At 49.4% G+C, this 26956-nt stretch carries 28 protein-coding genes; 13 read left to right on the forward strand and 15 right to left on the reverse strand.

From position 1 onward, the window contains the following. Positions 1-88: 88 nt before the first annotated feature. From ACXX82_RS07320 to ACXX82_RS07340, 5 genes are all read right to left on the reverse strand, one after another. Positions 89-2473: a methyl-accepting chemotaxis protein gene (locus ACXX82_RS07320; protein ID WP_458562698.1), complete on the reverse strand. Its 2385-nt coding sequence runs from the start codon at positions 2471-2473 to the stop codon at positions 89-91. 95 nt (positions 2474-2568) lie between these two features. Beyond that, positions 2569-3207: a chemotaxis protein CheW gene (locus ACXX82_RS07325; RefSeq protein WP_458562699.1), complete on the reverse strand. Its 639-nt coding sequence runs from the start codon at positions 3205-3207 to the stop codon at positions 2569-2571. Between the two features lie 16 nt (positions 3208-3223). Beyond that, positions 3224-3589, reverse strand: a complete 366-nt coding sequence (locus tag ACXX82_RS07330; protein ID WP_322233191.1) for a response regulator transcription factor — start codon at positions 3587-3589, stop codon at positions 3224-3226. An 18-nt stretch (positions 3590-3607) separates the two neighbouring features. Further along, entirely contained in the window at positions 3608-4078 is a 471-nt protein-coding gene (locus ACXX82_RS07335; protein ID WP_322233193.1) for a response regulator, read from the reverse strand. A 247-nt stretch (positions 4079-4325) separates the two neighbouring features. Further along, a complete protein-coding gene (locus tag ACXX82_RS07340) occupies positions 4326-4478 on the reverse strand; it encodes a rubredoxin (protein WP_323506733.1) in 153 nt (50 codons plus the stop codon). Between the two features lie 113 nt (positions 4479-4591). Here ACXX82_RS07340 and thiD point away from each other — a divergent pair, with 113 nt between their 5' ends. Continuing rightward, positions 4592-5476, forward strand: coding sequence for a bifunctional hydroxymethylpyrimidine kinase/phosphomethylpyrimidine kinase (thiD, locus tag ACXX82_RS07345; protein ID WP_323506697.1), 885 nt, complete (start codon positions 4592-4594; stop codon positions 5474-5476). Positions 5477-5560: 84 nt separating this feature from the next. Further along, complete coding sequence (gene hemL, locus ACXX82_RS07350; protein ID WP_323506698.1) at positions 5561-6853, forward strand: glutamate-1-semialdehyde 2,1-aminomutase; 1293 nt, start codon at positions 5561-5563, stop codon at positions 6851-6853. A 119-nt stretch (positions 6854-6972) separates the two neighbouring features. On the opposite strand, the gene mtgA is transcribed toward hemL, so the two are convergent. From mtgA to mpl, 8 genes are all read right to left on the reverse strand, one after another. Beyond that, on the reverse strand, positions 6973-7668 hold the full coding sequence (gene mtgA / locus ACXX82_RS07355; protein WP_322240210.1) for a monofunctional biosynthetic peptidoglycan transglycosylase: 696 nt from the start codon (positions 7666-7668) through the stop codon (positions 6973-6975). 18 nt (positions 7669-7686) lie between these two features. Beyond that, entirely contained in the window at positions 7687-8511 is an 825-nt protein-coding gene (gene aroE / locus ACXX82_RS07360) for a shikimate dehydrogenase (protein WP_458563967.1), read from the reverse strand. 272 nt (positions 8512-8783) lie between these two features. Next, positions 8784-9683, reverse strand: coding sequence for an energy transducer TonB (locus ACXX82_RS07365; RefSeq protein WP_323506735.1), 900 nt, complete (start codon positions 9681-9683; stop codon positions 8784-8786). A gap of 34 nt (positions 9684-9717) precedes the next feature. Next, on the reverse strand, positions 9718-11886 hold the full coding sequence (locus ACXX82_RS07370) for a ribonuclease catalytic domain-containing protein (protein ID WP_458562700.1): 2169 nt from the start codon (positions 11884-11886) through the stop codon (positions 9718-9720). A 22-nt stretch (positions 11887-11908) separates the two neighbouring features. Further along, positions 11909-12046, reverse strand: coding sequence for a hypothetical protein (locus tag ACXX82_RS07375; protein ID WP_323506700.1), 138 nt, complete (start codon positions 12044-12046; stop codon positions 11909-11911). A gap of 116 nt (positions 12047-12162) precedes the next feature. Beyond that, the gene (locus tag ACXX82_RS07380) at positions 12163-12732 is read right to left on the reverse strand and encodes a chorismate--pyruvate lyase family protein (RefSeq protein WP_323506701.1); all 570 of its coding nucleotides are present in this window, start codon (positions 12730-12732) and stop codon (positions 12163-12165) included. Continuing rightward, complete coding sequence (locus ACXX82_RS07385) at positions 12732-13325, reverse strand: YqiA/YcfP family alpha/beta fold hydrolase (protein WP_322233204.1); 594 nt, start codon at positions 13323-13325, stop codon at positions 12732-12734. Before ACXX82_RS07385 ends, ACXX82_RS07380 begins: the two co-directional genes overlap by 1 nt. Continuing rightward, positions 13322-14818, reverse strand: a complete 1497-nt coding sequence (mpl, locus tag ACXX82_RS07390) for a UDP-N-acetylmuramate:L-alanyl-gamma-D-glutamyl-meso-diaminopimelate ligase (protein ID WP_323506702.1) — start codon at positions 14816-14818, stop codon at positions 13322-13324. The genes ACXX82_RS07385 and mpl overlap by 4 nt, the downstream gene beginning before the upstream one ends. Positions 14819-14992: 174 nt before the next feature. Here mpl and ACXX82_RS07395 point away from each other — a divergent pair, with 174 nt between their 5' ends. From ACXX82_RS07395 to ACXX82_RS07440, 10 genes are all read left to right on the forward strand, one after another. After that, positions 14993-15712, forward strand: coding sequence for a hypothetical protein (locus tag ACXX82_RS07395; RefSeq protein WP_458562701.1), 720 nt, complete (start codon positions 14993-14995; stop codon positions 15710-15712). After that, a complete protein-coding gene (locus tag ACXX82_RS07400; RefSeq protein WP_322233209.1) occupies positions 15709-16236 on the forward strand; it encodes a TlpA family protein disulfide reductase in 528 nt (175 codons plus the stop codon). The genes ACXX82_RS07395 and ACXX82_RS07400 overlap by 4 nt, the downstream gene beginning before the upstream one ends. A 166-nt stretch (positions 16237-16402) precedes the next feature. Continuing rightward, on the forward strand, positions 16403-16840 hold the full coding sequence (aroQ, locus tag ACXX82_RS07405; RefSeq protein ID WP_322233211.1) for a type II 3-dehydroquinate dehydratase: 438 nt from the start codon (positions 16403-16405) through the stop codon (positions 16838-16840). 116 nt (positions 16841-16956) lie between these two features. Further along, positions 16957-17406 carry an acetyl-CoA carboxylase biotin carboxyl carrier protein gene (gene accB / locus ACXX82_RS07410; protein ID WP_322233213.1) on the forward strand — a complete coding sequence of 150 codons (450 nt, stop codon included), beginning with the start codon at positions 16957-16959 and terminating at the stop codon, positions 17404-17406. A 194-nt stretch (positions 17407-17600) separates the two neighbouring features. Next, positions 17601-18971, forward strand: a complete 1371-nt coding sequence (accC, locus tag ACXX82_RS07415) for an acetyl-CoA carboxylase biotin carboxylase subunit (RefSeq protein ID WP_322233215.1) — start codon at positions 17601-17603, stop codon at positions 18969-18971. Between the two features lie 8 nt (positions 18972-18979). Then, a complete protein-coding gene (gene prmA, locus ACXX82_RS07420; RefSeq protein WP_458562702.1) occupies positions 18980-19915 on the forward strand; it encodes a 50S ribosomal protein L11 methyltransferase in 936 nt (311 codons plus the stop codon). A 2-nt stretch (positions 19916-19917) separates the two neighbouring features. Further along, entirely contained in the window at positions 19918-21405 is a 1488-nt protein-coding gene (locus ACXX82_RS07425; protein ID WP_323506706.1) for a DUF3426 domain-containing protein, read from the forward strand. 129 nt (positions 21406-21534) lie between these two features. Beyond that, positions 21535-22476 (forward strand): carbohydrate kinase family protein, encoded by a 942-nt coding sequence (locus ACXX82_RS07430; protein ID WP_323506707.1) that lies wholly within the window; start codon positions 21535-21537, stop codon positions 22474-22476. A gap of 215 nt (positions 22477-22691) precedes the next feature. Continuing rightward, positions 22692-23045 (forward strand): hypothetical protein, encoded by a 354-nt coding sequence (locus tag ACXX82_RS07435; RefSeq protein ID WP_458562703.1) that lies wholly within the window; start codon positions 22692-22694, stop codon positions 23043-23045. 93 nt (positions 23046-23138) lie between these two features. After that, positions 23139-23687: a peroxiredoxin gene (locus ACXX82_RS07440; RefSeq protein WP_323506709.1), complete on the forward strand. Its 549-nt coding sequence runs from the start codon at positions 23139-23141 to the stop codon at positions 23685-23687. Between the two features lie 215 nt (positions 23688-23902). On the opposite strand, the gene ACXX82_RS07445 is transcribed toward ACXX82_RS07440, so the two are convergent. After that, the gene (locus ACXX82_RS07445) at positions 23903-25135 is read right to left on the reverse strand and encodes an MFS transporter (protein WP_322233227.1); all 1233 of its coding nucleotides are present in this window, start codon (positions 25133-25135) and stop codon (positions 23903-23905) included. 315 nt (positions 25136-25450) lie between these two features. Between ACXX82_RS07445 and ACXX82_RS07450 the strand changes: the two genes are divergently transcribed. Further along, on the forward strand, positions 25451-26281 hold the full coding sequence (locus tag ACXX82_RS07450; protein ID WP_322233229.1) for an AraC family transcriptional regulator: 831 nt from the start codon (positions 25451-25453) through the stop codon (positions 26279-26281). 64 nt (positions 26282-26345) lie between these two features. Here the strand turns inward: ACXX82_RS07450 and ACXX82_RS07455 are convergent, their stop codons facing one another. Continuing rightward, positions 26346-26954, reverse strand: a complete 609-nt coding sequence (locus tag ACXX82_RS07455; protein ID WP_322233230.1) for a glutathione S-transferase N-terminal domain-containing protein — start codon at positions 26952-26954, stop codon at positions 26346-26348. Positions 26955-26956: the final 2 nt, after the last annotated feature.

Consider the following 26956-nt stretch of genomic DNA (forward strand, 5'->3'; position numbering starts at 1 on the left):
AGACTATAGAGACTAACTTTATCGCCAGTCTCTCAATTCCGTTACCAGGAAAGATAGCCACGCTGCAATCGAATCAATAAAGGTGTTGTTAGTTGGTGACGCGGAAGCGCGATACCGAACTTTTCAAATCTTCTGCAAGTTTAGACAACTCACGAATAGACGACGCAGTCTGACTAGTTCCTTCCCGTGTTTTTTCGGTCACCGTAAGAATATTCTGAATGTTGGAAGCGACACCATTTGCCGAGTTTGCCTGCTGCTCAGTTGCCAACGAAATATTTTGAATCAATTCGGCCAACAGGTTCGACACGCCACGAATGTCTGACAGTGCAGCGCCAGCGGCATCGGATAGCTTTGCTCCTTCGACCACGCCCTGTGTCGACTTTTCCATCGCGACCACGGCATCGTGCGTATCGGTTTGAATGGTGCGTACCAGCGCGCCAATCTGCTTGGTTGCCGCACCGGAGCGCTCTGCCAGGCGCTGGACTTCTTCAGCCACCACCGAAAAGCCACGACCCGCCTCACCAGCGGATGCAGCCTGAATCGCTGCATTCAATGCCAGCACATTGGTCTGCTCCGTAATATCAGCGATAAGCTCAGTGATTTCACCAATCTCTTGTGAAGATTCTCCAAGACGCTTAATCCGCTTTGAGGTTTCCTGAATCTGCTCACGAATTTCATTCATGCCGGTAATGGCGTTTTCAACGGCTTTTGAACCCTCTTCTGCCGCACTTACCGATTGCCGTGCCACATCAACGGACGCGCTCGCGGATTTGGATACATCCGTAATCTGTGTTGCCATTGCCAACACCGCTAGCGTAGCTTCCTTGATCTCGCGCGCCTGTGTTTGGGATGCCTCTAACAATTCGGTCGAAATGCTTTGCGCCTGATCTGACGCTGTCGTTACTTGTCGTGCAGTCGCGGTGACACGACCAACCAGTCCGCGCAACTCTTCAACTGTGTAGTTCACGGAATCCGCAATAGCCCCGGTTATGTCTTCAGAGACTGTCGCTTGCACCGTCAAATCACCGTCCGCTACCTCTTGCAACTCGTTCATTAAACGTAAAATAGCTGCCTGATTCTGGTCGTTCAAGTTGCTGGTATCCAGTTCATGCTGAATAGCCATTAAGCGCTGATCTTCGGCTTCAAGTCGACGCATGTCTGCGTCGTGCGTTCGACGGTGTCCGTCCTGTAATTGGACCCACGCGATTCCGGCCGCAGCCAATAGGGCGAGCAACGCCGATGCCAGCATCAGCCAAAATGGAAGGCTAAGTTCATCCTGTGCATTACGATAACTATCTTGCAAGGTACTCAGGCGCTGCTTTAACAGTTCGTTTTCGGTAAAGATCAATTCTTCGGATTGCTTAGTCGATACAAAGTTCTGTATGTTCGCCAAAATAGCGGTGACGGCGACCTGGTATTCAGCAAAGCTGTTTTCTAACTCAGCTAATTTTTGGCGCTCTTCTTCATTTTTGGAAGCGGGCAAACGCAATATGGCGCTACCATTCAAAAACCCACTAACGATGTCGCGAAAGGTGTTGGTATCCTTGCCAAGCAAAAATGCAGTTTCAGGATTAACCCCCTGAGAAGTCAGAAATTCATTGGCGCTGCGCCCTAGACGCTGCGTCAGCATTACCAGTTGTGAGGCTGCGGAAATTTCGCGCGGTGTTGCTCTGCCTTCCGTCTTCATCGCGGCAATTTGCTCCGACAAATCCAGCAATACAGGCGAAATCCCGTTTAGCTTTTGTAAGATTACGCCAAAGCCTGACAATTCTTTTTGGTGCTTTAAGATAGTCTCAGCTGCCTTATCGGTGTTCAACCAAACTTTCTCCACATCCGCGGCTGCAGAAGCCATTCGTGGGCTCGGCGCAGGAATTTCGCTTCCTTTGTACACCCCACCGGTAGTCAGTAAAACCAAATCCTGATTAAGTTCTTTGCGGCTATCGGACAACTGCTTAAACGCTTCTGTATTACCCTGAATAGCATTCGGCGTCGCTTTACCAATCCGCTGGGAATGCATCAACGCATCGCCTGCAATTTGGGTCTGCGTCGCAATTAGCGTGTCACTTCTGGTACTCAACCACAGGAAGACAATCGTCAGCACGAGGCCGGCACCCATTATGGCCAATAGGGTACGAACTTGCTGCTGTTGCGGCAACTTGCCGATCAGTGGTAATGGCTTGTCTTGATACGATCTGAAGGGCTGACTTGCTACACCAGATGCACCAGATGACTCCACTGAACTAGTTGCGTCTATAAATTCCGATGATGGAAATACTGCCGAGGCGTTGAGCGATGATGCTTCATGGCCCCGCATCATCAGCGGTGCCTGGCTTTTGTTCGACGTTGCGCCATGCTCGCCGACTGCGGCAAGCGATGCTATCCCTGCGGGTCCCGACTCTTGTCGAAAAAAATTGCCGCCATTAATCTGTTCTTCTTTCGCCGTCTTGAATAGGAACGGTAGTTTAAATGCCATTGCTGAATCTCCTAATTGCCAATTCGATGCTGCCCGATGTCACCACTATTACGTCAACTGCTGACGTCGATAAACTGGCCTCTATTTCCCTGATTTCATCTACCAATGTGTAAAAATCGTGGGCTACTTAGTACCTGCGTCAATTTGAGTTCAGTCCAGAGCTGCGACTCACTATCCAAATACTGTGCGGCACTTGCCTTCACACTATTAACTGGATCAGCCCTACCGGCGGCTTCAACTCCAATCCCGTCGACATCCTGGGAAATCGGTTGCAAGACCATTTCATCGATATTGCGTAAGCCGAGAACTCGACTTACCAATAAACCGCTGTTAAATGCTAGTGCATTGGCAAATGCGACAATCCTCGTATCTTGGTCGATGACCGTGATGGCCTGCCCTTGATAGCGTGCAAAATCGATAACGCTTATTAAGGTACCGCGGATATTTGTCAGACCGAGATACCAATCCTGCGTCAACGGTACTTTGGTGATGCGGTCAACAGCGACAATTTCACCCGCTTCTTCCAGGCTAAGTAGCCAGCGTTGTTGCCCGATTAATAAACCTAATTGGTTATGGTGGACCTTGACACCGCTGCGTGCAGCTTCCATCCGTTCGAGTAAATGCGATTGAAATTCACGTAGACGACTACGCCGCGCATCCGCGTCAGTGCCGAATTTGCGCGGAGGAGGGACAGCCAAATACGGTATATGCGGATCAGCTTCTGATTGGCTCATTGAATAGCGCCTGGAATTAGCCGAGTGCTGCGATTTTAGCCAGCAACTCCTGCGGATTAATCGGCTTCACCAGATAATCACGCGCACCTTGGCGCAAGCCCCAAATCCGATCTGTCTCCAGGCCCTTACTGCTACAGATGATGATGGGAATATCTTGCAACTCCGGATCGCGTGAAATGGAACGTGTGACCTGAAATCCGTTTTGACCGGGCATCACAATATCCATCAATATCAAGTCCGGTTTGTCGGCCTTGATTTTGCTGATAACGCCGTCGCCACTCTCAGAGGTCGAGACGGAGTAACCGCCTCTTGCCAGAATATCTGTCAGAAAATAACGCTCTGTAGGAGAGTCGTCAACAACCAAAACCTTTTGAATGGCCATGCTCAACCTTTACTTCAATTATGTCGGAATAGGTACCAGCGCTGTTTCAGCTGGCATAACAGGGGACGTCGTAGAAGCGAATGCCTGATTCGCTTCCTGAAGATGCTGTGTGTAGTGGTGGACAGTCTTTAGCAGACTATCTTTGGTGAAAGGCTTGGTCAGATACTCGTCGGCACCCACCATCGCCCCTCTGGCACGATCGAATAAGCCGTCTTTTGAAGACAACATCACCACTGGCGTTGCATGAAATCTGGCACTCTTTTTGATAAGCGCACAGGTTTGATACCCATCCAGTCGGGGCATCAAAATATCACAAAAAATAAGGGCGGGCTTATGGTCGTTAATTTTGGCAAGGGCATCAAAACCATCCTCTGCGAGGATCACTTGATAACCCGCCAAATTTAAAAAAATCTCGGCGGAACGACGAATAGTGCTGCTATCGTCAATCACCATAACCTTCAGGCTTGCGATGCCAATGGGTTGTGTCATGAAGTTTTTGTCCAGATCAATTTGATTTACCAAATCACTGTAACAAAGTTCAAGAAACTTTAGAACAACATTTCGACGCACCGCCAAATTTGACGGTTTTTTTTGAGTTTACTACAGAAAAGTCTGTCACTTTTGATCGTTGAGTAGCGATTAATCTGCTATTTACACAGATTAATTACGCGGTTTAATCTGCATGACATTTCATCCAGATGGGATCAAATTGCAACTAACAACTAAATTGCTAAAATTACATTACTACCATTTCAAAATCTTCCTTTCGCGCACCACATTCCGGACAAGTCCAGTTCATAGGCACGTCATCCCACAGCGTTCCGGCAGCGATTCCCTCTTCCGGCAATCCCTGCTCTTCGTCGTAAATCCAGCCGCAAATCAGACACATCCAGGTTTTATATGCTGGTTTTGACGCTTCGTTCGATGTTTCGTTGGTATTGCTCACGGCGGAAACCCTTCAATCAAGTAAAATGTAAAGTCGGATATCTTAATCTAACAGCCGTGCAAAACCAAACTTCTCCTCTTATATTGACATTCGGTGTTGCTGATCCAGTCGGCGCCGCTGGAATTCAGGCAGATCTTGCCACATTTTCTTCCATGGGTTGCCATGGATTATCGGTTATTACCTCGATTTTAATCGGTGACACTGCACGTATCGAAGATACGCAGCAGATTGACGCCGATTGGGTCGCTGATCAAGCCCGCGTTTTACTCGAAGATATGCCGGTGGCCGCCTTTAAGGTTGGCGCAATCGGCAGTATTGAAAGTGTCTCCGTGATCGCAGAGATCGTCTCCGATTACCCTGACATTCCTTTAATTCTCGATCCGTTCCTGACGGCGATGCCTGATCAAGGTCAGGATAGCGAAGATCTTCTGACCGCGATGCGCGAACTATTGATCCCGCAAAGCACGGTAATGGTCTTGTCGGCCGTCGAATTATCGCGACTAGCCGAAACCTGGCGCGAACCGTCGACACAGGATCTATCGACTGTCGATGCAATGCACATCATCGAACTGGGATGCGAATACCTGTTCGTCACCGGAACACCCGGGACAGCAGCAGAAATCAGCAATACGCTGTTTAACGATACCGGGATATTGCGGCAAGATAGCTGGCCGCGCGTCTCTGGCTCGTTTAGCGGTGCTGGCACTACGCTCTCCGCTGCCATTGCTGCAATGCTGGCAAACGGGCTTGATGTTCCCGAAGCGGTCTCCGAAGCACAAGAGTTCACCCTCGCTGCGGTCATGGCCGGCCAACGACTCGGTATGGGAAAATTGGTCCCCGACCGTTTTTTCTGGGCCCGAGAAGATGTTTTGGATGGACTTGCGGAAGAGGAAAGCCAACAAAACGACGAGAAAGAACAAAATCCACCAATAGTATCTTGATGTAGTTGGGCTGCATTGCCTGACTGTTCATTTTTTTGCCCTTAATATGAAGGGCGCGCACCCTATTCTAATGATCCTTACGACATGACATCCAATAACGATACGCTATTTTCCCGTGCGCAATTAACGACTCCTGGCGGTGTTAATTCGCCAGTGCGCGCTTTTCGCTCGGTAGGCGGGACACCACGTTTTATCACGCGTGCTGAAGGACCTTATTTCTGGGATGCGGATGATCGTCGCTACATTGATTACATTGGGTCGTGGGGTCCCGCGATCGTTGGTCACGCTCATCCAACCGTGGTTAAAGCAGTTCAGGACGCCGCCGCCCGCGGACTAAGCTTTGGAGCGCCAACCGAAGGCGAAATCCTGATTGCCGAAGAAATCTGCAAACTGATGCCATCAATTGAGCAACTGCGTCTGGTTTCGAGCGGCACAGAAGCCACCATGAGCGCCCTGCGCCTGGCACGCGGTGCCACCGGACGCGACAAAATCGTCAAGTTTGAAGGTTGCTATCACGGTCATGCTGACTCGTTACTGGTTAAAGCTGGTAGTGGTTTGCTAACCTTTGGCAACCCTACTTCGTCTGGCGTTCCAGCCGATTTCGTCAAGCACACACTGGTACTTGACTACAATAATGTTTCCCAGCTGGAAGAAGCGTTTGCAAACATGGGTGACGAAATCGCCTGTGTGATCGTCGAACCGGTTGCTGGCAACATGAATTTGATTCGCGCCACGCCGGAATTCTTACAAGCTATGCGTAGTTTGTGTACAAAATATGGTGCTGTGCTCATTTTTGATGAAGTCATGTGTGGCTTCCGCGTGGCACTTGGCGGTGCGCAAGCGTTGTATCAGGTTGTCCCGGATATTACCGCGCTCGGCAAAGTCATTGGTGGCGGCTTGCCGGTGGCCGCATTCGGCGGTCGCGCTGACCTGATGCAGCACATGGCACCACTCGGCGGCGTCTACCAAGCCGGTACACTATCCGGCAATCCAGTCGCAGTCGCAGCCGGCATGACGACACTGAAGTTGATTCAGGAGCCTGGTTTCTACCAACACCTCAGCGCGCAAACCCTGAGGCTGACACAAGGCCTGACTAAAGCTGCGGCTGACGCCGGAGTTGCTTTTTGTGCTGACGCTATCGGTGGCATGTTCGGTCTCTACTTCTCAGAAAAAGTACCGAATACTTTTGCTGAAATGATGGCTACCGATAAAGAGCAGTTCAACGTATTTTTCCATGCAATGCTGGATGCGGGCGTGTATTTGGCACCGTCTGCCTTTGAGGCTGGCTTCGTGTCCGCACAACATGATGATGCAGTGATAGAGGCGACGCTTGAGGCGGCGTGTGGGGCTTTTGCAAAGTTACGCGCAACCTCGTAAATTATCCGACTAGTCATCCAATACCGCTAAAGTGTGATGGACTAACAATAAAACCGCTGGTAAAGCACGTTGCTTTACCAGCGGTTTTATTTTTATAAAGCCAATATTTTATTGGCTGCTTACGGCAACTCGGCCGATCCCATGCGCCGCAAAATCAAACCAGTGCGCCTCGACAAATAAGCTGATCCGCGATTTTTGTCATAAAAACGCGGACGTGGCAGCATGACCGCCAACCGCGCAGCCTGACTAGCACCAAGATTAGCCGCTGATGAACGGTAATAATGTTGGGCTGCTGCTTCAGCGCCGTAGACGCCGCTTCCCCATTCCACAACGTTCAGATAGATCTCGTAAATCCGCTCTTTATCCATGAGAAATTCAAGCATGTACGTGATAACGAATTCCTGACCTTTGCGAATATAACTGCGCTCCCCCGATAAAAAGAGATTTTTGGCTAATTGCTGGGTGATGGTTGAACCACCAAGCATGATTTTGCCTTTTTTATTATTTCGCGCGTACGCTTTTTCCAGTGCATCCCAGTCAATTCCTTCATGCTCTGAAAAATTAGCATCTTCCGAAGCAATGATGGCACGCTTTAAGTTAGTCGAAATACGGTTATACGGTACCCATGTGTATTGCAACTGAACAGTCGGATTCGTTTCGCGCAGGACTGACAATTGATGTCGCATGAAGCTGGTGGAACTAGGGTTGTGATCGACCCACCACCAAATTTGAACGAAAAAATAAAGTTGCAACGCTAATATTGCGACAATGACAATCAGGAACAAACGCCACACCAGTTTACTGACAGATTTCATCATTATTTCCCGTCAGAATTAAAGCTGCGCACGCAATGCGGCAAACACGCCGCTAGTGTTCGGTCGGACGGAGCGCCAAACAAAAAACGACTCTGCCGCTTGCTCCACCAACATTCCTAAACCATCGCGCACCGTTGCACCATGGGCACTGGCAAACTGCATAAACACGGTAGCTTGTTTGCCATACATCATGTCATAGGCCAAGGTCTGCGGTCCAAAAACGTTTGCTGAGATTGGCGGCACGTCGGCTTGTAAACTGGCAGACGTCGCGTTGATGATCAAGTCAAACGGACCATGCACATCCGCAAACCCGCAAGCAATGATGGTATTTTCCTGAGGAAATTTTTGTGCAAACTGGTCCACTAATTCTTGCGCTTTAGCCACTGTCCGGTTAGCCAAAACCAGTTGCGCTGGACGCGCCAGCAATAGTGGCAATAGCGCCCCACGCGCCGCACCACCAGCTCCCAATAACAAGACGCGCTTTCCAGCGATTGGCGACCCTGCATTACGCACGATATCTGTCACCAAACCGATACCGTCGGTATTATCGCCAATTATCTGTTCATCTCTGAAAGCGAGGGTGTTGACTGCCCCTGCGGCTTCGGCGCGTGCGGTCAACGTTGTTGCCAATGCGTAGGCAGCAAGTTTAAATGGCACGGTAACATTCGCGCCTTTACCGCCTTGCAAGATAAATTCCCGTACCGCATTCGCAAAACCATCCAGCGGCGCAAGCAAGCGCGCATAGTCGATAGACTGTCCGGTTTCAGCAGCAAAACGCGCATGAATATCGGGGGACTTGCTATGCGCTATCGGATTGCCAATGACGACATAGCGATCTGGCATAGAAGAAGATTGCACGGAAGCTAATATTGCGTTTGATAAATCGCATGAGTTTGAAGCAGGTGCAGACATAATGTTGGCAATTTTTTATGTTATTTTTTGGAACACCACACATCGATGTTCTATCGATAAAGACTGATATTGAAAGCTTTATGAAAATTTTTTATTAATATTTATATTGATACAAACAAGACAAAGATCGCCGGATATGAAAAACCAATCTTATAGATTCATATTCACCCATACTTGCCCAAAAGAAGCGACGACAGCTTTGCTTAATGATTATCAACACTCCGCAATTTGGTCTCAAGTTGACCTTCGCGAGAAAAATCCAAGGTTACAATCACTTCCCATACTTCATCCGCAGTGCCAGAGCGCATATTATGCGGAAAACGGTTAAACGGCGCTGCTCTTTCGATTATTTTCAGCGCGGCGGCATCAAGGCCAGGAACGTTCGAACTTCTCTCCACTTCTAGGCCGCCGTCTTTTGTATAAATACTCCCGTCCTGAAAGATCGGGACCGACACTACTAATTTACCGTACAATTTTCTCCCATTTTTACGAGGAAAATTCAACGTTCCCAAGCGCTCCACTCTGTCCGCAAAAGCTTTGTAATACATCGCGTACCGCACGCCACGCGTACTGGGCGTTATCACAGTTTTCCGCGGCCGCTTGTTATAGTCTTCGATACTCTTGGCAATTTCGGCCTGTTCGCGACGCAGTGCTTTGGTATCCGGCGTAAGCTCATTACCATCCTCTGTCGGCACGGCATCTGTACGGCTATCCTGAGATGTCGTTTCCGGAACCGAAAACAATGCCGCGCTCTGCATCTGTGACAACATTTGCTGCTGCTTTTTCTCTAGCGCCGCGATCCGGTGATCGGCGGTGTTGAGGCTGTCGCCATCTTCTGTTTTCAGCATATCCGGTAACGGCGACTTGGCACGGCCAGCGTCGGCGTTACCACCTCCATCCAGATTTGCTTGCGCCAACGCCTCCGCTTTCACCGGCGCACTCTGCGTTTTGGCGTTCACGAGAATCACTTCTAGTGCTGGATCAGTTAGCCTGACCTTAGCCGATGCTGGCAGCGTAAAGCGAACGGCCAGCAGCGCCCCGTGCACTAAAACCGAAATAGCGATGGCGATATATAAAACCAGATTTTGAGAAAATGGTTTCACGCGCAGCAAGATTGGGCGTCCGGTCGTCAAAAGCTTAAGGCTTCATGTCGGTTGAAGCAGCGCTGCCCGCAACCACATCTGCTTTGGCATCAGTTTCCGCATCGACACCATTGACCGCGACATCTGTAACTTCACGGTCATCAATACTATTGATATTACCGTCCTCCGCGGTTCCCTCACCCTCTTTTTCTATTCCCGAATGCTCGTTCGGCAAATCCATGGCCGCATTAAGTTCGTCCACCATTTCATCATCATCCGAGGCATCATTTGGATCGCCCTGTGCCGTGGTCGCGGGCGGCGTCAACACTTCCAGCAATCGTACCTCGATACTCAAATCGATTTCGTCCCAACGAATCAAATCAAGTTTTACTGACGCGCCCCGTGCAACTTGTGGCATACCAGGTAACTTGATTACTAAAGGTATATCGGTCAGACGTAAAATTTCGTCCTTCAACACAACCGCTTCAACCTGCTTCACCTGTTCCTGGCCCAGCCAACGAAGACACCAATAGCGTTCCATCGTTGACTGAAAATCACCGTAACCCGCGTAGGTTGCATCGAAAGCCGAAACAATCGCGAACAAGTCTGCATCGCGCGGTTTGAATGGCGCCACCAGTGGCGCCGTGACGCCACTCTCAACGCACGCCAAAATCTGCCATTGATTCACAAGATCGGTATAACGACGCAACGGTGAAGTACTCCATGCATATTGGTCGACGCCCAATCCCTGATGAGGCGCGGCGTGGGTTACCATGCGCACCTGCATTTTTGTCGCCCAACCACCACTGCCGCCGCCCTGTGCACGATAAATTCCCGGCACACCGTGGTCATTCATCAGTTTTCCCCAAGTACTATTGGCAAAAATCATCAGTTCAGCAACGATCTTGTCGAGCGGCGCACCACGTTTGCGACGAGCAATCGTGACAACGTCGTCTTCAACATAAAAATTGAAGTCAACGCGATTATTTTGTTCGGGACGCAGGCCGAAACTTTCTCGCTTCGCCATCCGACCTTGTTCGAGTACAGAAATCCATTGCCACAGAATGGCGATATCCGCCTTATGGGGATAGTCGCCTTCACCGCTCGCCAAGTTATCTTCTGTCACCAGCATATCGAGCGTGTTGTGACGTAAATTAGCGGAGATTGGTACCAATTCGGCTTTGGTTTCGGTGCTGATCAAGCGCCAGTCTTGCGGGTCCAGCGTTGCGTATAACGACAAAGCCGGACAGTTCTTTCCCTCATCCAGAGAGAACGCTTCGACCAACGCATCGGGCAACATGGTAATTTTGTCGCCGGGCATGTAGACGGTTGACATGCGATGACGCGCGATCGCATCGATGGCGTCATCACGTTTGATCGAGAGTCCAGGCGCAGCGATATGGATACCGATCCGTACATTGCCATCTGGCAATATCACAACTGACAGCGCATCGTCGATTTCGGTGGTTGTCACGTCATCGATAGAAAATGCAAGGACGTCAGCCAAAGGCAAGGTTGCAGCGGTCGGAATAGTTGGCACCGAGATTTCTGGGAAACCCGCGCCTTTCGGGAAAAACTCAAACAGAAACTTGGAAAAATGCAGATCCTTTGGCGATGCAATGCCCCCAACGACCAGCATCAAACGCTGCGGTGTGGTTTGCAAGAAAACGCAAGCGGCATCAAGCGCCTTGTATTCAATACTATTTTTATCTGGTTTAAATAATAACTGCAAAGCCAACGGCTTCATCGCATCGGGCAACTGATTAGCGACCAATTGTTCGACATATTCAGCCTGTATGAGCGCTTGCTGGCGCTTTTTTTCGACGCCAGCCTGCGCGGCTTTAAGCGACGCTTCAGGCGCAGCCTTATAGCGCCCACGACCCTTTTTATAAAAATATATCGGTGCCGAATGTAAGCACATCAACAATCCGGCGGCTTCAGACGGTATTGGAGCATGACCAAAATACTCGGCACCCAATTCTGCAAAACCAAACTCTTCCTGACCCGCAACTTCCCATAAGAAATCAACATCAACTTCTTGTGCGATAAGTTTTGCGTCATCGAGCAGTTGTTGCGGTGTCGGGGCGCCAAACTGTATCAATACGTCTTTTGACTTAATTTTGCTACGCTTTCCGGTAGGTAGTTCGACCTGATAAGCCTCGCCCTGCTGTGACAAAACAGACCCTGCTTTAAAGTCGCCGGACTCTTCAAAAAATAGATTCATTGATTACGATTCATTGATTACTTTAATTATGGATTCTGAGTATTGCGGTGATGACTACTTTGCTAGTTGATACCGCCTGCATGGTGTAATGATGACTTACGCAAGATGGTGCATTGCGTTGCATTAACATCACCACCACATCGGCAACAAATAGTGACATGCTGCAGCACGCATCTTGCGTAAATCCCGTATCTGTTTTTAATCGATAACGGCAAAGAACAACTTTTATCATTCAAAAAAAATGATGATCAACAAAATAACGCCGGATTCATTCGACTAACCCGTTAAAACATTCCGTAAAAATTTAATTTCCGGAAAAAACACTTCAGTCACCAGCATTACGCCGCCTTTGCGACGAAACGTCGAACGCCGCGCAAATAGGGGAGTCGGCAGTGTTGCCAAACCAGTCGCCGCGCGCATCCGACGGACCAACGGATGACCATTATACAAACGGGCATATTGCAATTGTCCCCGCGCCACAAGTGGATCGCCAAACAGTGTGGTGCCTAATGAGCGCTCACCCAATGTGCCGAAAAATGGCCACTCGGCAGTTGTCGCGCCCAATGACAAGACAGTATGACCTAACACCACAGGATGACCATCGCAGATTAGCAATACATCCCGCTCTTGCACCACTTGCCGCTGAGGCAACAAAATTGCAGCGCATTCGTCAGCAAGACACATTGCACGATGCTGATGCAAACGCTGCACTCGAAATTGCGTGCTGTTTGCCATTAACTTATAGGTCAGCGACGCGCGATCAATCAACCAGTCGCGCATCGACGCCGTTGGGTGAACACCATTTGGATGATCATGCCAATGCGCAAAACTCGGCGAGCGCGCCATCAGCGATCACTCGGCAAAGGAGGAACGTCTACTCCGCAAAACGTCAGTATGGCATCGGCATAATCCGCAAAGTCGCTGAGACCGTGATCACCTCCATTGATAATCAATTGCTTCGTCAATGGATAGTGATCAACCATTTCGTGCCAATCGAGAACCTCGTCGCCGGTGGCTGCAACAAGGAAATAGCGTGACGGCAGCGTAATTTTCGCCGAAACAAGCACTTCAAGTTCAGCAATATATTCGCGCTTGAATTCAAAAGGTGCGTCAGAGTGATACTGCGTATGCATACCCACATATTTTTCCAGATCGCGCGGCGGCTTCACCGCAGGATTGAGCAATACCGCCCGACAACCGGTCTGTTCGGCCAGCCACGTTGCATAAAAACCGCCAAGTGAAGAACCGATTACCGTCAGATCGCCTGGGTTGACGTGCGCGATACAAGCCTGCGCGAGTTGGATCGCAGCCTGCGGTGAGGCTGGTAATTGCGGACAGATATACTTGTCTTGCAGTCCTAAACTTTGTAGTCGCTCAGCCAGAAAACGCGCCTTAAATGACGAGGGCGATGAGCGAAAGCCGTGCAAGTAAAGGATCATGATCGCGCTGGAATGATCACTGACGCCGTGGCCGATGCATTGCCAGAATGTGGCGCTGACTCTGGCAAAGAGTGTGTACCCGGATTTGCCAACGCATCCAGGATTTTTTGATGAACACCGCCAAATCCGCCATTGCTCATCACCAATATCTGATCGCCCGGGTGTGCGGCCTGCGCAACCGCGCCGATCAATCGATCCAGCACGTCGAAAGCTTGCGCCTTATTGCCTAACGGAGCCAAGGCCTGACCGAGATCCCATCCGAGCGCTTCCTTACCTTCACCCTTGGCCCCATAACCAAACACCAGATCGGCATCAATCAGACTATCCGGCAACGCCTCTTTCATGGCCCCAAGTTTCATCGTATTGGAACGCGGCTCCAAAACAGCCAAAATGCGGGCATTGCCAATCTTTTTACGTAAACCTGCGATGGTGGTGGTAATCGCCGTCGGGTGATGCGCAAAGTCGTCATACACCGCAATCTGATTGACGGTGCCGCGCAATTCCATCCTGCGCTTCACGTTCTCAAACCGTCCGAGTGCCTTGATAGCCTGAACAGTTGGTATGCCAACATGGCGCGCTGCAGCAATCGCCGCGATCGCATTCATGCGATTATGCTCGCCAGTCAGCGACCACACCACGGTTCCCTGGTGATCGCCGTTGAAAATCACGTCAAAGTTGCCATCCGTATGAGTGGTCAAGGACCAGCCCAGCTGCGTCGGGTTATGTTGGGCGGCTTGTGCGTCAATCCCGAATAACTCTTGCTCGCTCCAACAGCCACGCGTCAATACGCGCTGCAAAGCGGGTTCGCGCGCGTTGACAACTAATCGACCTATTCCTGGCACGGTGCGCACCAAGTGGTGAAACTGCGTCTCTATCGCGGCAAGATCGGGGAAAATGTCGGCATGATCGTATTCGAGATTATTCAGAATTGCAGTCTTTGCGTGGTAATGCACGAACTTACTACGCTTATCGAAGAAAGCCGTATCGTATTCATCTGCTTCGATCACAAAAAAAGGAGACGCAGACGTCTCGATCCCGTTACCCGATAATCGCGCCGAAATACCAAAATTCATCGGCACGCCACCAATCAAAAAGCCCGGATTGTAACCAGCATCTTCCAATATCCACGCGAGCATTGCCGAGGTGGTGGTTTTGCCATGCGTACCGGCAACGGCCAGTACCCATTTGTCGGCCAGGATGTGCTCACCGATCCATTGGGGGCCAGAAGTGTAAGGTAAACCGCGATTAAGAATCTCTTCCATTAAAGGATTGCCACGGGAGACGACGTTGCCTATCACGAACAAATCCGGTGTCAGTGCGGTCTGCTCGGCCCCAAAGCCCTGAATTAACTGTATCCCTTGCGCTTCGAGTTGCGTACTCATTGGGGGATAGACGTTCGCATCGCAGCCTGTGACTTTATGTCCGGCTTGTTTTGCGAGAACGGCCAAACCGCCCATAAAGGTGCCACAAATACCCAGGATATGGATGTGCATTCTAAAGTGTCAACATTCGTAAAAGAAGAATAGTGAATTTTACCTGACACGCCAGCGCCGCCGTTAAAAGTCGAACGCGTATTTATCAATTATGCTTAAGTGACGCTTGTTTACACCGCTATTTCTTGGCGACCGCAAATGAGGTCTAGCAAGAAATCAGTAGCGAATAACATTATGATGATTGCTATGGCTTACAAAAAATCCTCTGAATTTAATCCATCGCATCGACTAAGATCAGAAATTGCCGTCGCCGCGGCACGTTTGATTGCAGAAGATGGGGCAGATTACGCTAGCGCCAAGCGAAAAGCCGCGCAACAGTTACTGGGCAATAGGCGAATTGATAGTGATTTCATACCAAATAATAGTCAGATAGAAGAGGAAGTGCGTTCATATAATGCATTGTTCTTGGCTGAGACCCAGCCCGTCAGGCTATTGCATTTAAGAAAAATTGCGATTGAGGTAATGTCTGAACTTTCGGCCTTTTGCCCTTATTTGACCGGGGCAGTGTGCAATGGCACCGCTGGCGAACACTCTGATATCCATTTACAGTTATTCGTTGATAGTCCTAAAGATGTGGAAATTTACCTGCTTAATAAAAATGTGCAATTCACTGTGTCCGACCTGGAGAGCGATAACCAGACCGAAAAACGCCATCGCCATCATACGGGTAACGATCCAGCTGAAATTCTTCATTTTGCCTATAAAAACGAGGGTATACACTTAGCGCTATATGAAAGTAACGCCTTACGCGGTAGTATCAGGCCGAGCCGAACACACTTATCGCGCAGCGACCGACTGGATCTGGTTGCAGCACGCTTGTTGCTTGAACAACAAATTGGCATTACTACAGAGCAAGTAAGAGCCACACTTTCAAAGACAAACGATACCGAATGAAAAAAAAATTGTTCCTATATATACCGATTGCGATCCTATTTTGCGCTATCGGCGTCTATTTCAATCTTCAACGACTGACACCATCTCCTCCTCAAGCGCCGGCTGTTGCTAATCTATTCGCTCAATCGATGGCAGACACTAGCGGTAAGCAAACGCCGTTATCCCAATGGAAAGGGAAACCGCTCATAGTGAATTTTTGGGCGACCTGGTGCGGCCCTTGCGTCGAAGAAATGCCAGAATTGAATGCATTACGCACTGAACTTGTTAAAAAAGATATTCATGTGATTGGCGTCGGTATTGACTCACAAGAGGCGATCGCTAAGTTTGCTGAGAAATATAAAATTACCTATCCTTTATATGTTGCAGGAACAGACGGCACATCTCTCTTGCGACAATTTGGTAATGCCGCTGGCGGATTGCCATTTACCGTATTGATCGGCGCTGACGGGCAGGTAAAAAAGACTTACCTTGGGAGCATTAAATTTGATGAATTACGCAAAGATTTGTCATTATTGCAGCACTAAATAGTTGATTATTAGCAATTAAAATAACTATCGTCTGCGCTGAGATAATTGGGATTTATGGACGCGAAAAAATAAACCCAATCGAACCATAACAAAATTCCGCTTGCCAGTTAAAGTCATTTAACGGCAAAATGCGCTCAACGTCGTCAAACGAAGCACGATCTCCATGGCAAAAAATTTACTTCTCCTCAATGGTCCTAACCTGAATTTGTTGGGCACGCGTGAGCCAGAAGTCTACGGATCAACTACGCTAGCAGATATTGTGCTCGCAGCGCAGGCTCAAGCAGCCGATGCTGGTGTTCGCCTGGCGCATTTTCAGAGCAACCACGAAGGTGCGCTGATTGATCGTATCCATGCCGCAAAAGCTGAAGGGGTAGATGCTATTGTTATCAACCCCGGTGGACTGACACACACCAGTGTTGCATTGAGAGATGCATTATCTGGCGTGGCAATACGCTTTGTGGAAATGCATATTTCCAATATTCACCAACGAGAAGAGTTTAGGCATCACTCTTATCTATCAGGCATTGCCGTTGGCGTCATCTGCGGGTTGGGCGTAGAGGGTTATCGCATCGCGATTTCGTTCGCAATCGATCAACTTTAGGCTTACAAACATTAATTCGTACCAAACGGATGGTTCTGCCTACTAAAAAACAAGAATGGCAGTAATTCATTCGTTAACACTTTTTATTCTTAAAACATACACTGAAGGATTGCATTATGGATTTGAGAAAACTTAAAACGTTAATCGACCTAGTCGCTGAATCGGATATCGAAGAGCTGGAAGTCACCGAGGGTGAAAGCAAAGTACGTATTGTTAAGTCATCGCACAATCAGGTCGTGATGATGCAACCGCAAGTTGCTCAACAACCGTACCAGGCGCAAATGGCGGCACCAGTCAGCGCGCCAGCGGTAGAAGTCCCTGCGGTCCCAGAAGGTCACATCGTCAAATCACCTATGGTCGGCACGTTTTATCGTTCGTCAGCTCCAGGCGCGGGAGTATTTGTAGAGGTCGGCTCGGAAATCAAGGAAGGCGAAACGTTGTGCATCATTGAAGCGATGAAGCTGCTGAATGAAATCGAAGCCGACGTTTCTGGTGTGGTGAAAAAAATTCTGGTGGAAAATGGCCAACCGGTAGAATTCGGTCAACCTTTGTTTATCATCGGTTAAGTTCGCGCCAACGGAGAGTTTATTCGGGAGAACCGAATAAACTTGCGGACGGCATTGAGCATGATACCGGCGTATTTATGTAGACAGCGGCTCTTCTCAGAAGTGTCGTCGTACGCCTTTCACGCATCTGCCGCCCGAACGCTTGATATCGTTCGAATTAACGCTTAAATACTAGCCACGGAATACCATTTACTATGTTTGAAAAAATTCTCATCGCCAATCGCGGCGAAATTGCTTTGCGAATCCAGCGCGCATGCCGCGAAATGGGCATCAAAACCGTGGTGGTCCACTCAGAAGCTGACCGCGACGCCAAATATGTGAAGTTGGCAGATGAATCAGTTTGTATCGGCCCCGCACCCTCAAGTCTTAGTTATCTAAATATGCCAGCGATTATTAGCGCGGCAGAAGTAACTGATGCTGAAGCAATTCATCCCGGCTACGGTTTCCTATCCGAAAATGCCGATTTTGCTGAACGTGTTGAACAATCCGGTTTTGTCTTTATTGGACCGCGGCCAGCAAATATCCGCTTGATGGGCGATAAAGTCTCCGCCAAACAAGCAATGATCCGTGCTGGCGTGCCATGCGTTCCAGGTTCAGAAGGCGCACTGCCAGACGATCCGAAAGAAGTAATTAAGATTGCTCGTAAAGTCGGTTATCCGGTCATTATTAAAGCATCAGGCGGTGGTGGCGGACGCGGTATGCGTGTTGTCCATACGGAAGCAGCATTGGCTAATGCCGTCACGATGACAAAAACTGAAGCTGGCGCAGCTTTCGGCAATCCAGAAGTCTATATGGAAAAATATCTGGAAAATCCGCGTCACGTGGAAATTCAGATTTTGGCCGATCAGTATAAGAATGCCATTTGGCTCGGTGAGCGCGACTGCTCCATGCAACGCCGCCACCAAAAAGTGATTGAAGAAGCACCAGCACCGGGCATCCCGCGCAAAGTCGTTGAAAAAATTGGCGATCGTTGTGCCGAAGCCTGTCGCAAGATGGATTATCGCGGCGCTGGGACGTTTGAATTTTTGTATGAAAACGGTGAGTTCTATTTCATCGAAATGAATACACGCGTCCAGGTTGAACATCCGATCACCGAAATGATTACCGGTGTTGACATCGTTCAAGAGCAAATTCATATCGCTGCAGGCGAAAAATTGCGGTATCGCCAACGCGATATTCATCTGACCGGTCATTCGATAGAATGTCGCATCAACGCCGAAGATGCGTTCAAGTTCACGCCATCGCCGGGTAAAATCCTCACGTGGCATGTCCCGGGCGGCCCTGGAATTCGGGTTGACTCGCATGCATACGCTGGCTATTACGTACCGCCACACTATGATTCAATGATCGGCAAGGTGATCTCATACGGCACTACCCGCGAACAAGCGATCAAGCGCATGCAAATTGCGCTCTCCGAGATGGTAGTCGAAGGTATTAGCACCAATATTCCACTGCATCGTGAGTTAATGATCGATGCGCGCTTTATTGAAGGCGGTACCAACATCCACTATCTGGAACATAAACTGGCCGAAAGACCGGATTTACCTAAACCTGAAAAGAAGTAAGGCTGCACATGAGCTGGACCGAAATTGTTATAGAAGTATCGCGCAGTCACGCTGAAGCGTTGTCAGACGCATTGATGGAAGCTGGCGCATTATCGGTCTCAGTGGAAGACGCGGACGAAGGCACGGCAGCCGAACAACCTTTGTTCGGCGAACCGGGCATGGAACCGGAAGAAGCAGCATGGGAGCGGAGCCGTGTTGTCGCGTTGAGTGACGTCGACGTTGATCATGACGCCATTGTCACCGCCGCCGCATTAGCGTGCGGCTTGCAATCAGCACCGGTATACACGTTGCGCTCGGTTGGCGAGCAAGACTGGGTGCGGTTAACGCAGTCACAGTTTGCTCCCATTCATATCGGTAAAAATATTTGGGTCGTGCCAAGCTGGCACGATGCGCCTGAAGCAAATGGACTGATCCTCGAACTGGATCCCGGCCTCGCATTCGGCACCGGCAGCCATCCGACCACACGTTTGTGCATGGAGTGGCTAGAAACCCATCTTGGCGAACAAAAGGTGGAGTCTGTACTCGATTACGGATGCGGCTCAGGTATTTTGGCGATGGTAGCTAAAAAACTCGGCGCAGCGAGCGTCATTGGGGTGGACATTGATCCCCAGGCGATCGTGTCCGCGAGCGACAATAGCGCCCGCAATCACTGTGATATTAATTATTATTTGCCAGATGATTTCGTGAAACGCGCAGGACAAGAGACATTCGACATCGTCGTGGCAAACATTTTGTCAGGTCCGTTACAGCTGATGTCTGCGATGTTGTGCGCGCGCATTGCACTTGGCGGCAGCCTCACGTTGTCAGGCGTTTTAGCAGAGCAAGCACAGGACGTCATTGCGGCTTATGCACCGTGGATAGAGCTGACGGTCTGGCGCGAGCAGGATGGCTGGGTTGCATTGTCGGGCACTTTACCGACAGTGTCAGCTGGATTACCTAGGTAATTATGGCGCTGGCGACGCGATGCCCCCATTGTCAGACCACCTTTCGGGTCGCTAATGATCAATTGAAATTGCGCGCAGGGTTGGTCCGATGCGGCTCCTGCCGTGAAGTGTTCAATGGCATCGAACACTTGGTAAGGCCAGACCATTCAGCGCCGACCGAAATCCCTATAAGCCTAACAGCTAAAGACCATAGCGATCCGTCTCAAACGACGCCTGCATTTCAGGCCTCAACAGCTTTTCCAGATCGCACCACATTTTCAGCACCTGCGCCAATTGCTCCAGAAATAGTACTGACAAAAACCTCTTCCACTGCCATCGCCAACAGTAAGTGGTTTGGGCCACTGGAACGTCGTCCAGTTTATTTACCTGATTCAGCACAACCGCCGTCGTCAACTTCTGAATATCTGTCCTCGGCGCTTTCGTCAACGCTATACTCTCCGCCAACTAAACCTCTCGCATTCACAGAGGGCGTGGAAGGCCATCCGTTTGAGCCAACGTTTGCGCCATCTTCAGATCAGGACGTTAAGCCAACCGAAGTAGAAGCGCCAGGCGAAGCGACCCCACAAGTTGGGGTTGACGTTCAGCATACAACTTCTGCGACTAGCAGCATAAAATTACCAGATGTGTGGCATCGTCTTCAGACCAACGAACCAGATCTAAGTGGAATAAATAGTCCGGTCGACGAGGAAGACCCGTTGCAGCGGATGACCTTATTTCAGGTAGCCTCTGGCAATTCGCCTCATGCTGAAAACGTATTCTTGCCGGACGGCACAGATACTGCTGAAGATGAAGAGCTTGATCGACTGATTGACGAGCTGCAAAATAGGCACTGGAATGGAAAAAAGAAGAATCCGCCAGAGCCAACCATTGAGAGTGGCGTAGACGTTACTTTCAAGGGCCGCAGCAATGAAACCAGTCAAGAAAACCCGCGCCAGGCCGACCAAGGCATGCACGATGTCCTAGCAGAACCGCGATTTATGCAGCAAGCAAAACGCAAACAGCGTGTCGGCGGCGTGGTTAGGACCTTCATGTGGATCGCTAGTGTGATCCTGACCGTTGGCTTGATTGGACAAACGGGTTATCGCTATCGGGATCAACTCGCGGCAAGTGTCCCCATGCTCAAACCATTACTGCAGAGGGCATGCGGCAAATTTGGATGCCAGATAAACTTACCAACCAGCATCGACGATATATCGATCGAATCTAATGAACTGCAATTAATCGCGCCTGCGCGTAATCTGTTTGCCTTAACATTGCTGATGCGTAATCGCAGCAGCACGGCGCAAGCTTGGCCAACAGTCGAACTGACATTGAATGACGCTAGCGAAAAAGCGATAGCGCGACGTGTCTTTGCGCCAAGCGACTATCTAACGACCGTGGCGGATACAGCAGATGGATTCCGCCGTAACACCGAACATCCCGTCATATTGACGTTTGAACTGTTACAGTTAAAGCCATCCGGATATCGGGTTTACCTCTTTTACCCATAGTTTCTGCGCGTCAACTACCAAATTTTAAAGTGGGTATTCTGATCTGTTTTCGGCATTATTGCTAAACTGATTACCGAACTGATTTACAACCACATTCCAACCGATTTCTCCTTATTCTGAAAACCACCTATGACATCCCTCATCTCCGGTTCATTAGCTTACGACGTCATCATGCAATATCCGGGCCGCTTTGCGGATGCCCTTCTGCCGGATCAATTGCATAAAATAAACGTGTCCTTTTTAGTACCCACCATGCGCCGGGATTTCGGCGGGTGCGCTGGCAATATTGCTTACAATTTAAAATTGCTGGGTGGCGAACCATTGATCATGGCGACCGTTGGCAATGATGCGGCCCCCTATCTGGAACGGTTGAAACAGTTGGATATTTCATGTGCCGGCATTCGCACCATCGACTCCATCTACACCGCACAATGCTTTATCACCACGGATGCAAATAACAACCAGATTACCGCTTTCCACCCAGGTGCAATGACGCACTCACACGAAGTGACCATGGCTGATTTAAGCACGCGTAGCGCTATCAAATACGCCATCGTCGCACCGGATGGTCGTGACGGGATGCTGCAACATGCTGAGCATGCGGTATCACATGGCATTCCGCTGATCTTTGATCCAGGCCAAGGTATGCCCATGTTTGACGGCGCGGAGTTGCGGCGTTTTATTGATTGGGCAACCTACATTGCGGTCAATGATTACGAGGCTGAATTACTGACTTCACGGACAGGTCTGTCGCTGTCACAAATTGCTGATCAAGTAACTGCGCTGGTGGTGACACGTGGCGAGTTAGGAGCGGATGTCTTTACCAGTGGCAACAAAGTCACGATTCCTTGCGTGGAGGCTGAACGCTTGCTAGATCCGACCGGATGCGGCGATGCTTTCCGCGCCGGAATGTTATACGGACTTACAACGGGTATGGACTGGCCTACGATTACGCGACTGTCCAATTTAATGGGTAGTATAAAAATCGCTGAGCAAGGACCGCAAAATCATGCTCCAACTCGCGCAGAAATCGATGATCGTTTTCAAAAGGCATTTGGTTACCAATTGTAAAATGATAATCAAAGTTTAACCGGAAATCATGAGGGCGCTCATAACCCGAAGCTAAATTGCGCTTAAATAGCTACTATTTAAGCGAAGATCAGAATATTTCACCCCTTATCGTGGTTCATTGCATTTTTTTCATTGTTAAGATCAATAAAAACCGCTTATGAACTTCACCTGTCGTTCCGCGTCCAATATTGCATCACGACAAGGAAGCAGGGATCATGAAAAAAATTCTTTTATTAGGCGCCGTGGGCGCAATGCTGCTACTCGGTGGCTGTGTTGCCGTCCCTTATGACGGTTATGGAAACTCCGGCTACGGTTATGGCGGTGGCTATACGCCTTATGGTGCGGTAGATGGCGCCTATGTCGGCGGGGGCCCCGTTTACGCAGCACCAGCAGTATCGTTAGGGTTCGGATACTCTAACTTTGGGTACAGCCCGTATCGCTGGGGTAACGGTTGGCATGGTGGTCGCGGCGGCGGATGGGGTCACGGCGGATGGGGTCACGGCGGGCGCGGTGGAGGTGGAGGTGGAGGTGGACGTGGCGGAGGCGGTCATTGGGGCGGCGGACGCTAAGAGTCTCCGCAGCAATCAAAATCCAGTCGACAAAGCAACGTTAAGGCCGCATGATAACCAATACTTTTAATGGTTATCTCTAAAGGAATTGACATGAGACGATGGATTGCCGCACTAGCTGGACTTGTGGTGAGCGCGACTGTAATCGTGCCTGCGCTGGCAGCACTGAAAGTTGGCGAAAAAGCGCCCAACTTCACCACCGAGGCATCTTTGGGTGGCAAGGTCTTTACTTATTCTTTAGCCAATGAGCTGAAAAAGGGGCCGGTCGTATTGTATTTTTATCCCGCGGCATTCACTAAAGGCTGCACGATTGAAGCCCACTTGTTTGCTGATGCAACCGATAAATACAAGGCTCTCGGCGCGACTGTAATCGGTGTTTCCAACGACAATATTGACACACTCAATAAATTTTCTCTCAGCGAATGTCGTAGTAAATTTGCTGTTGCAGCCGATACTACCCAAAGCATCATGAAGTCATACGACTCAGTTCTGCTATCCAAGACCAGTTATGCCGATCGCGTATCTTATGTTATTGCCCCGAATGGCAATATTATTTACGAATACAGCAGCTTGAGCCCTGAAAAGCACGTTGAAAATACAATGCAGGCATTGCAGCAATGGGTCACGAACAATAAAAAATAATTTAACGACTAACGTTGAGTATTGTTGCTAAAGCATACAAAAAAGCGCGCTTACGATGAGTAAGCGCGCTTTTATATTTCTAGCTTCCAAATCTGCATAAAGGTAATAGCTTCAGGTGTGGCTATCGACAGTCGTAAATTGACAATAATCTTGCTTCTCATGCCAATTATTACTGTTGACATCCTGCTGTCGCGCCACCTTGAGCGGTTAGCTTTTTAGCTAGCCACCGCTTTTTGTCTGTGCGCATCAAGATTAGGTAGAAAAGCCGCGAATAACCCAATCAAAGGGAGGAACGAACACACCTGATAAACAAAGTGAATATCGGTCATATCGGCTAATTTACCCAAAGCTGCCGCGCCAATCCCTCCCATGCCGAACGCAAATCCAAAGAATAAACCAGACACAGTACCAACTTTGCCCGGCACCAACTCCTGAGCGAATACCAAAATGGCTGAGAACGCAGAAGCCAGAATTAAGCCAATCACAACCGTCAAAATGCCGGTCCAGAACAAATTAGCATAGGGCAACATCAGCGTAAAAGGCGCAACGCCTAATATCGATACCCAAATCACCAACTTGCGCCCGACGCGGTCGCCGATTGGACCGCCCAGCATTGTGCCAGCCGCAACCGCAAACAAAAATATGAACAGATGCACTTGCGCCGACTGCACTGACAAATGAAATTTATCAATCAGGTAAAAAGTAAAATAGCTGCTCAAACTAGCCATGTAAAAATACTTAGAAAAAATGAGTAGCAGCAAAATACCAATTGAAAATAGTACTTTTTTGCGTGGTAAAGCAACGAAGACCTGATGTGCTTTGGCGCTCTTTTTTATCCGCCCCTGTTGTTTGTACCAGTTGCCAATTTGCCATAACACTGCAATGGCTAACAACGCCGCCAACGAAAACCAGGCAATGCTGGTTTGTCCGTGTGGAATAATAATCCATGCGGCCAGCAACGGTCCCATCGAGCTACCCGCATTGCCGCCGACCTGAAATATTGATTGCGCCAGACCGTGCCGCCCACCCGACGCCATACGCGCTACACGCGATGACTCTGGATGAAAGATAGATGATCCAGTACCGACCAGCGCCGCTGCGACCAATAACACCCCAAAACTTGGTGCCATTGCCAACGTTACCAACCCGACCAGCGTGAAACACATTCCTGCCGCCAACGAATACGGCTTTGGATGCTTGTCAGTGTAGAGACCAACCACTGGTTGCAAAATCGAGGCAGTAATCTGATAGGTTAAGGTAATAAGCCCGATTTCAGCAAAACTGAGGCTAAAGTTAGCCTTTAACAACGGATAAATCGCCAGAATCAGCGACTGAATCATGTCATTCAAAAAATGGGCAAAACTGATCGCGCCTAGAACGCGAAAGCCGGTTTTTTCCGAACTTTGCTCTTTCTGCGAAACGGGTAATTGATTGATAGCTGTTTGCATGGCGAGTAGAAAAAAGTATAAAAACTGATGGTGGAAGGCATAAGCTCAATAAGGCTTAGGGCCGACGGTGCCAGCAACTTGCCTCAACATTTGCTGACTTTGACTTAATCCTGATCTTGTTACGCTAATTATCTCCCGGATAACTTTTGGATGGCCGGGCTTAACAACTCTGGGTATCAGGCGAAAATCACTTTTAAAGCGGACAGATTACACCGCTACTCACTGCAGTGTAAGCAAAAACACGGCGACTGTTTTAAGATAAAATGTCATCTTCTATCGCATTTCTGCCATTCGCTCATACCGATTGCCACCATCATGCCAATTCCAATACTGACTCATACCGAGACAGACCTTAGAGATTCGGTGCCGGATCAACGTCACCCTGTTCGGATGCGAGCACGCGATCTTGCCGCATCTGCGGTATTGCACCCGCATATGCACGCTTGGGGTCAAGTCACATATGCGCCTGAAGGCACGCTTCGTGTTTCAGTCGGCAACAGCACGTGGATCGTACCGCCGCTTCGTGCAATCTGGATTCCTCCGCAAGTCGTACATGAAATCAAGACCATCGAGAAAGCACAGTTGCGTGCACTATATATCCATACCAGCGCCACACCATTTCAGGGTGATCAATGCATCGTTGTGGAAGTTTCCTCGCTGTTGCGTGAATTGATCGCTGCATTAACGTTAGTCGATGCTGACAAGGAGAGCGTGCGTGAATCGCTTCTAAGCCAACTTATTTTGAACGAACTGACGCTCGCAGAGACACAAGCGATTCGTGTCGCGTTACCGACCGAAAAACGCCTGGTGACGCTATGCAAGGCGTTGCTTAACGATCCAGGTTCTGCGATGACACTTGGTGATTGGGCACAACGGGTGGGCGCATCTGAAAGAACGTTAGCGCGTTTATTTGAGCGCGATTTAGGAATGACATTTGGACAATGGAGGCAGCAAATCAGGCTTGCGCACGCAGCACCGATGATCACCCGTGGCATGCCACTCTCTTTGGTCGCTGCCGAATTGGGCTACGCTAGCCAATCCGCATTTTCTGCAATGTTCAAGAAGACGTTTGGAGAGTCACCATCGACTTTTTTCACGACTAAAAAAAGTCAGCTACCCACTAAGATTAACCATCCGAATGAGTAGTCGAAATACTTTTACTCAGCTTTTTGCTGCGCCTTTACTGCACAATCACTGAGCTATGGTGTAATTATTGTGGCGCAGTATCTTTAAAAGATGGACGCTCTGATACTTTATCAACCAACTTCGCAAGCGTAGGATAAGTCTCGCGCCATTCGATTTCAGGAAATCTAAAGCTGATCCAGGCCAGTGCGCAACCGACAGCAACGTCCGCCAGCGTGTAATGATTACCTGAACAAAATGGCTTCTCGCCCAAACCGGCCGCCATCGCTTTCAATCCCGCATCAACCTTGCTGCGCTGACGCGCAACCCACGCTTCACTTTGATGTTCGACGGGACGTTGCAAGCGCTCCAGCCGCATTAAGATTGCCGCATCCGACACACCGTCGGCTAATGCTTCCCAGCATTTAACTTCAGCACGCTCGCGAGTGTTCACCGGAATCAATTTACCGACCGGGGTCAGGGTGTCGAGATATTCAACAATCACATGTGAGTCAAACATCGCGCCGCCATCTTCCATCACCAGGCACGGTACCTTGCCCAGTGGGTTGGATATCTGAATCGCGGTGTTATCAGACCAGACGTCCTCCAGGACAAAAGTATAGTCGAGTTTTTTTTCCGCCATGACAACGCGGACTTTACGCACGTAGGGACTACCTAGAGATCCGATCAGCTTCATAT

The organism is Glaciimonas sp. GNP009, from assembly GCF_054343755.1.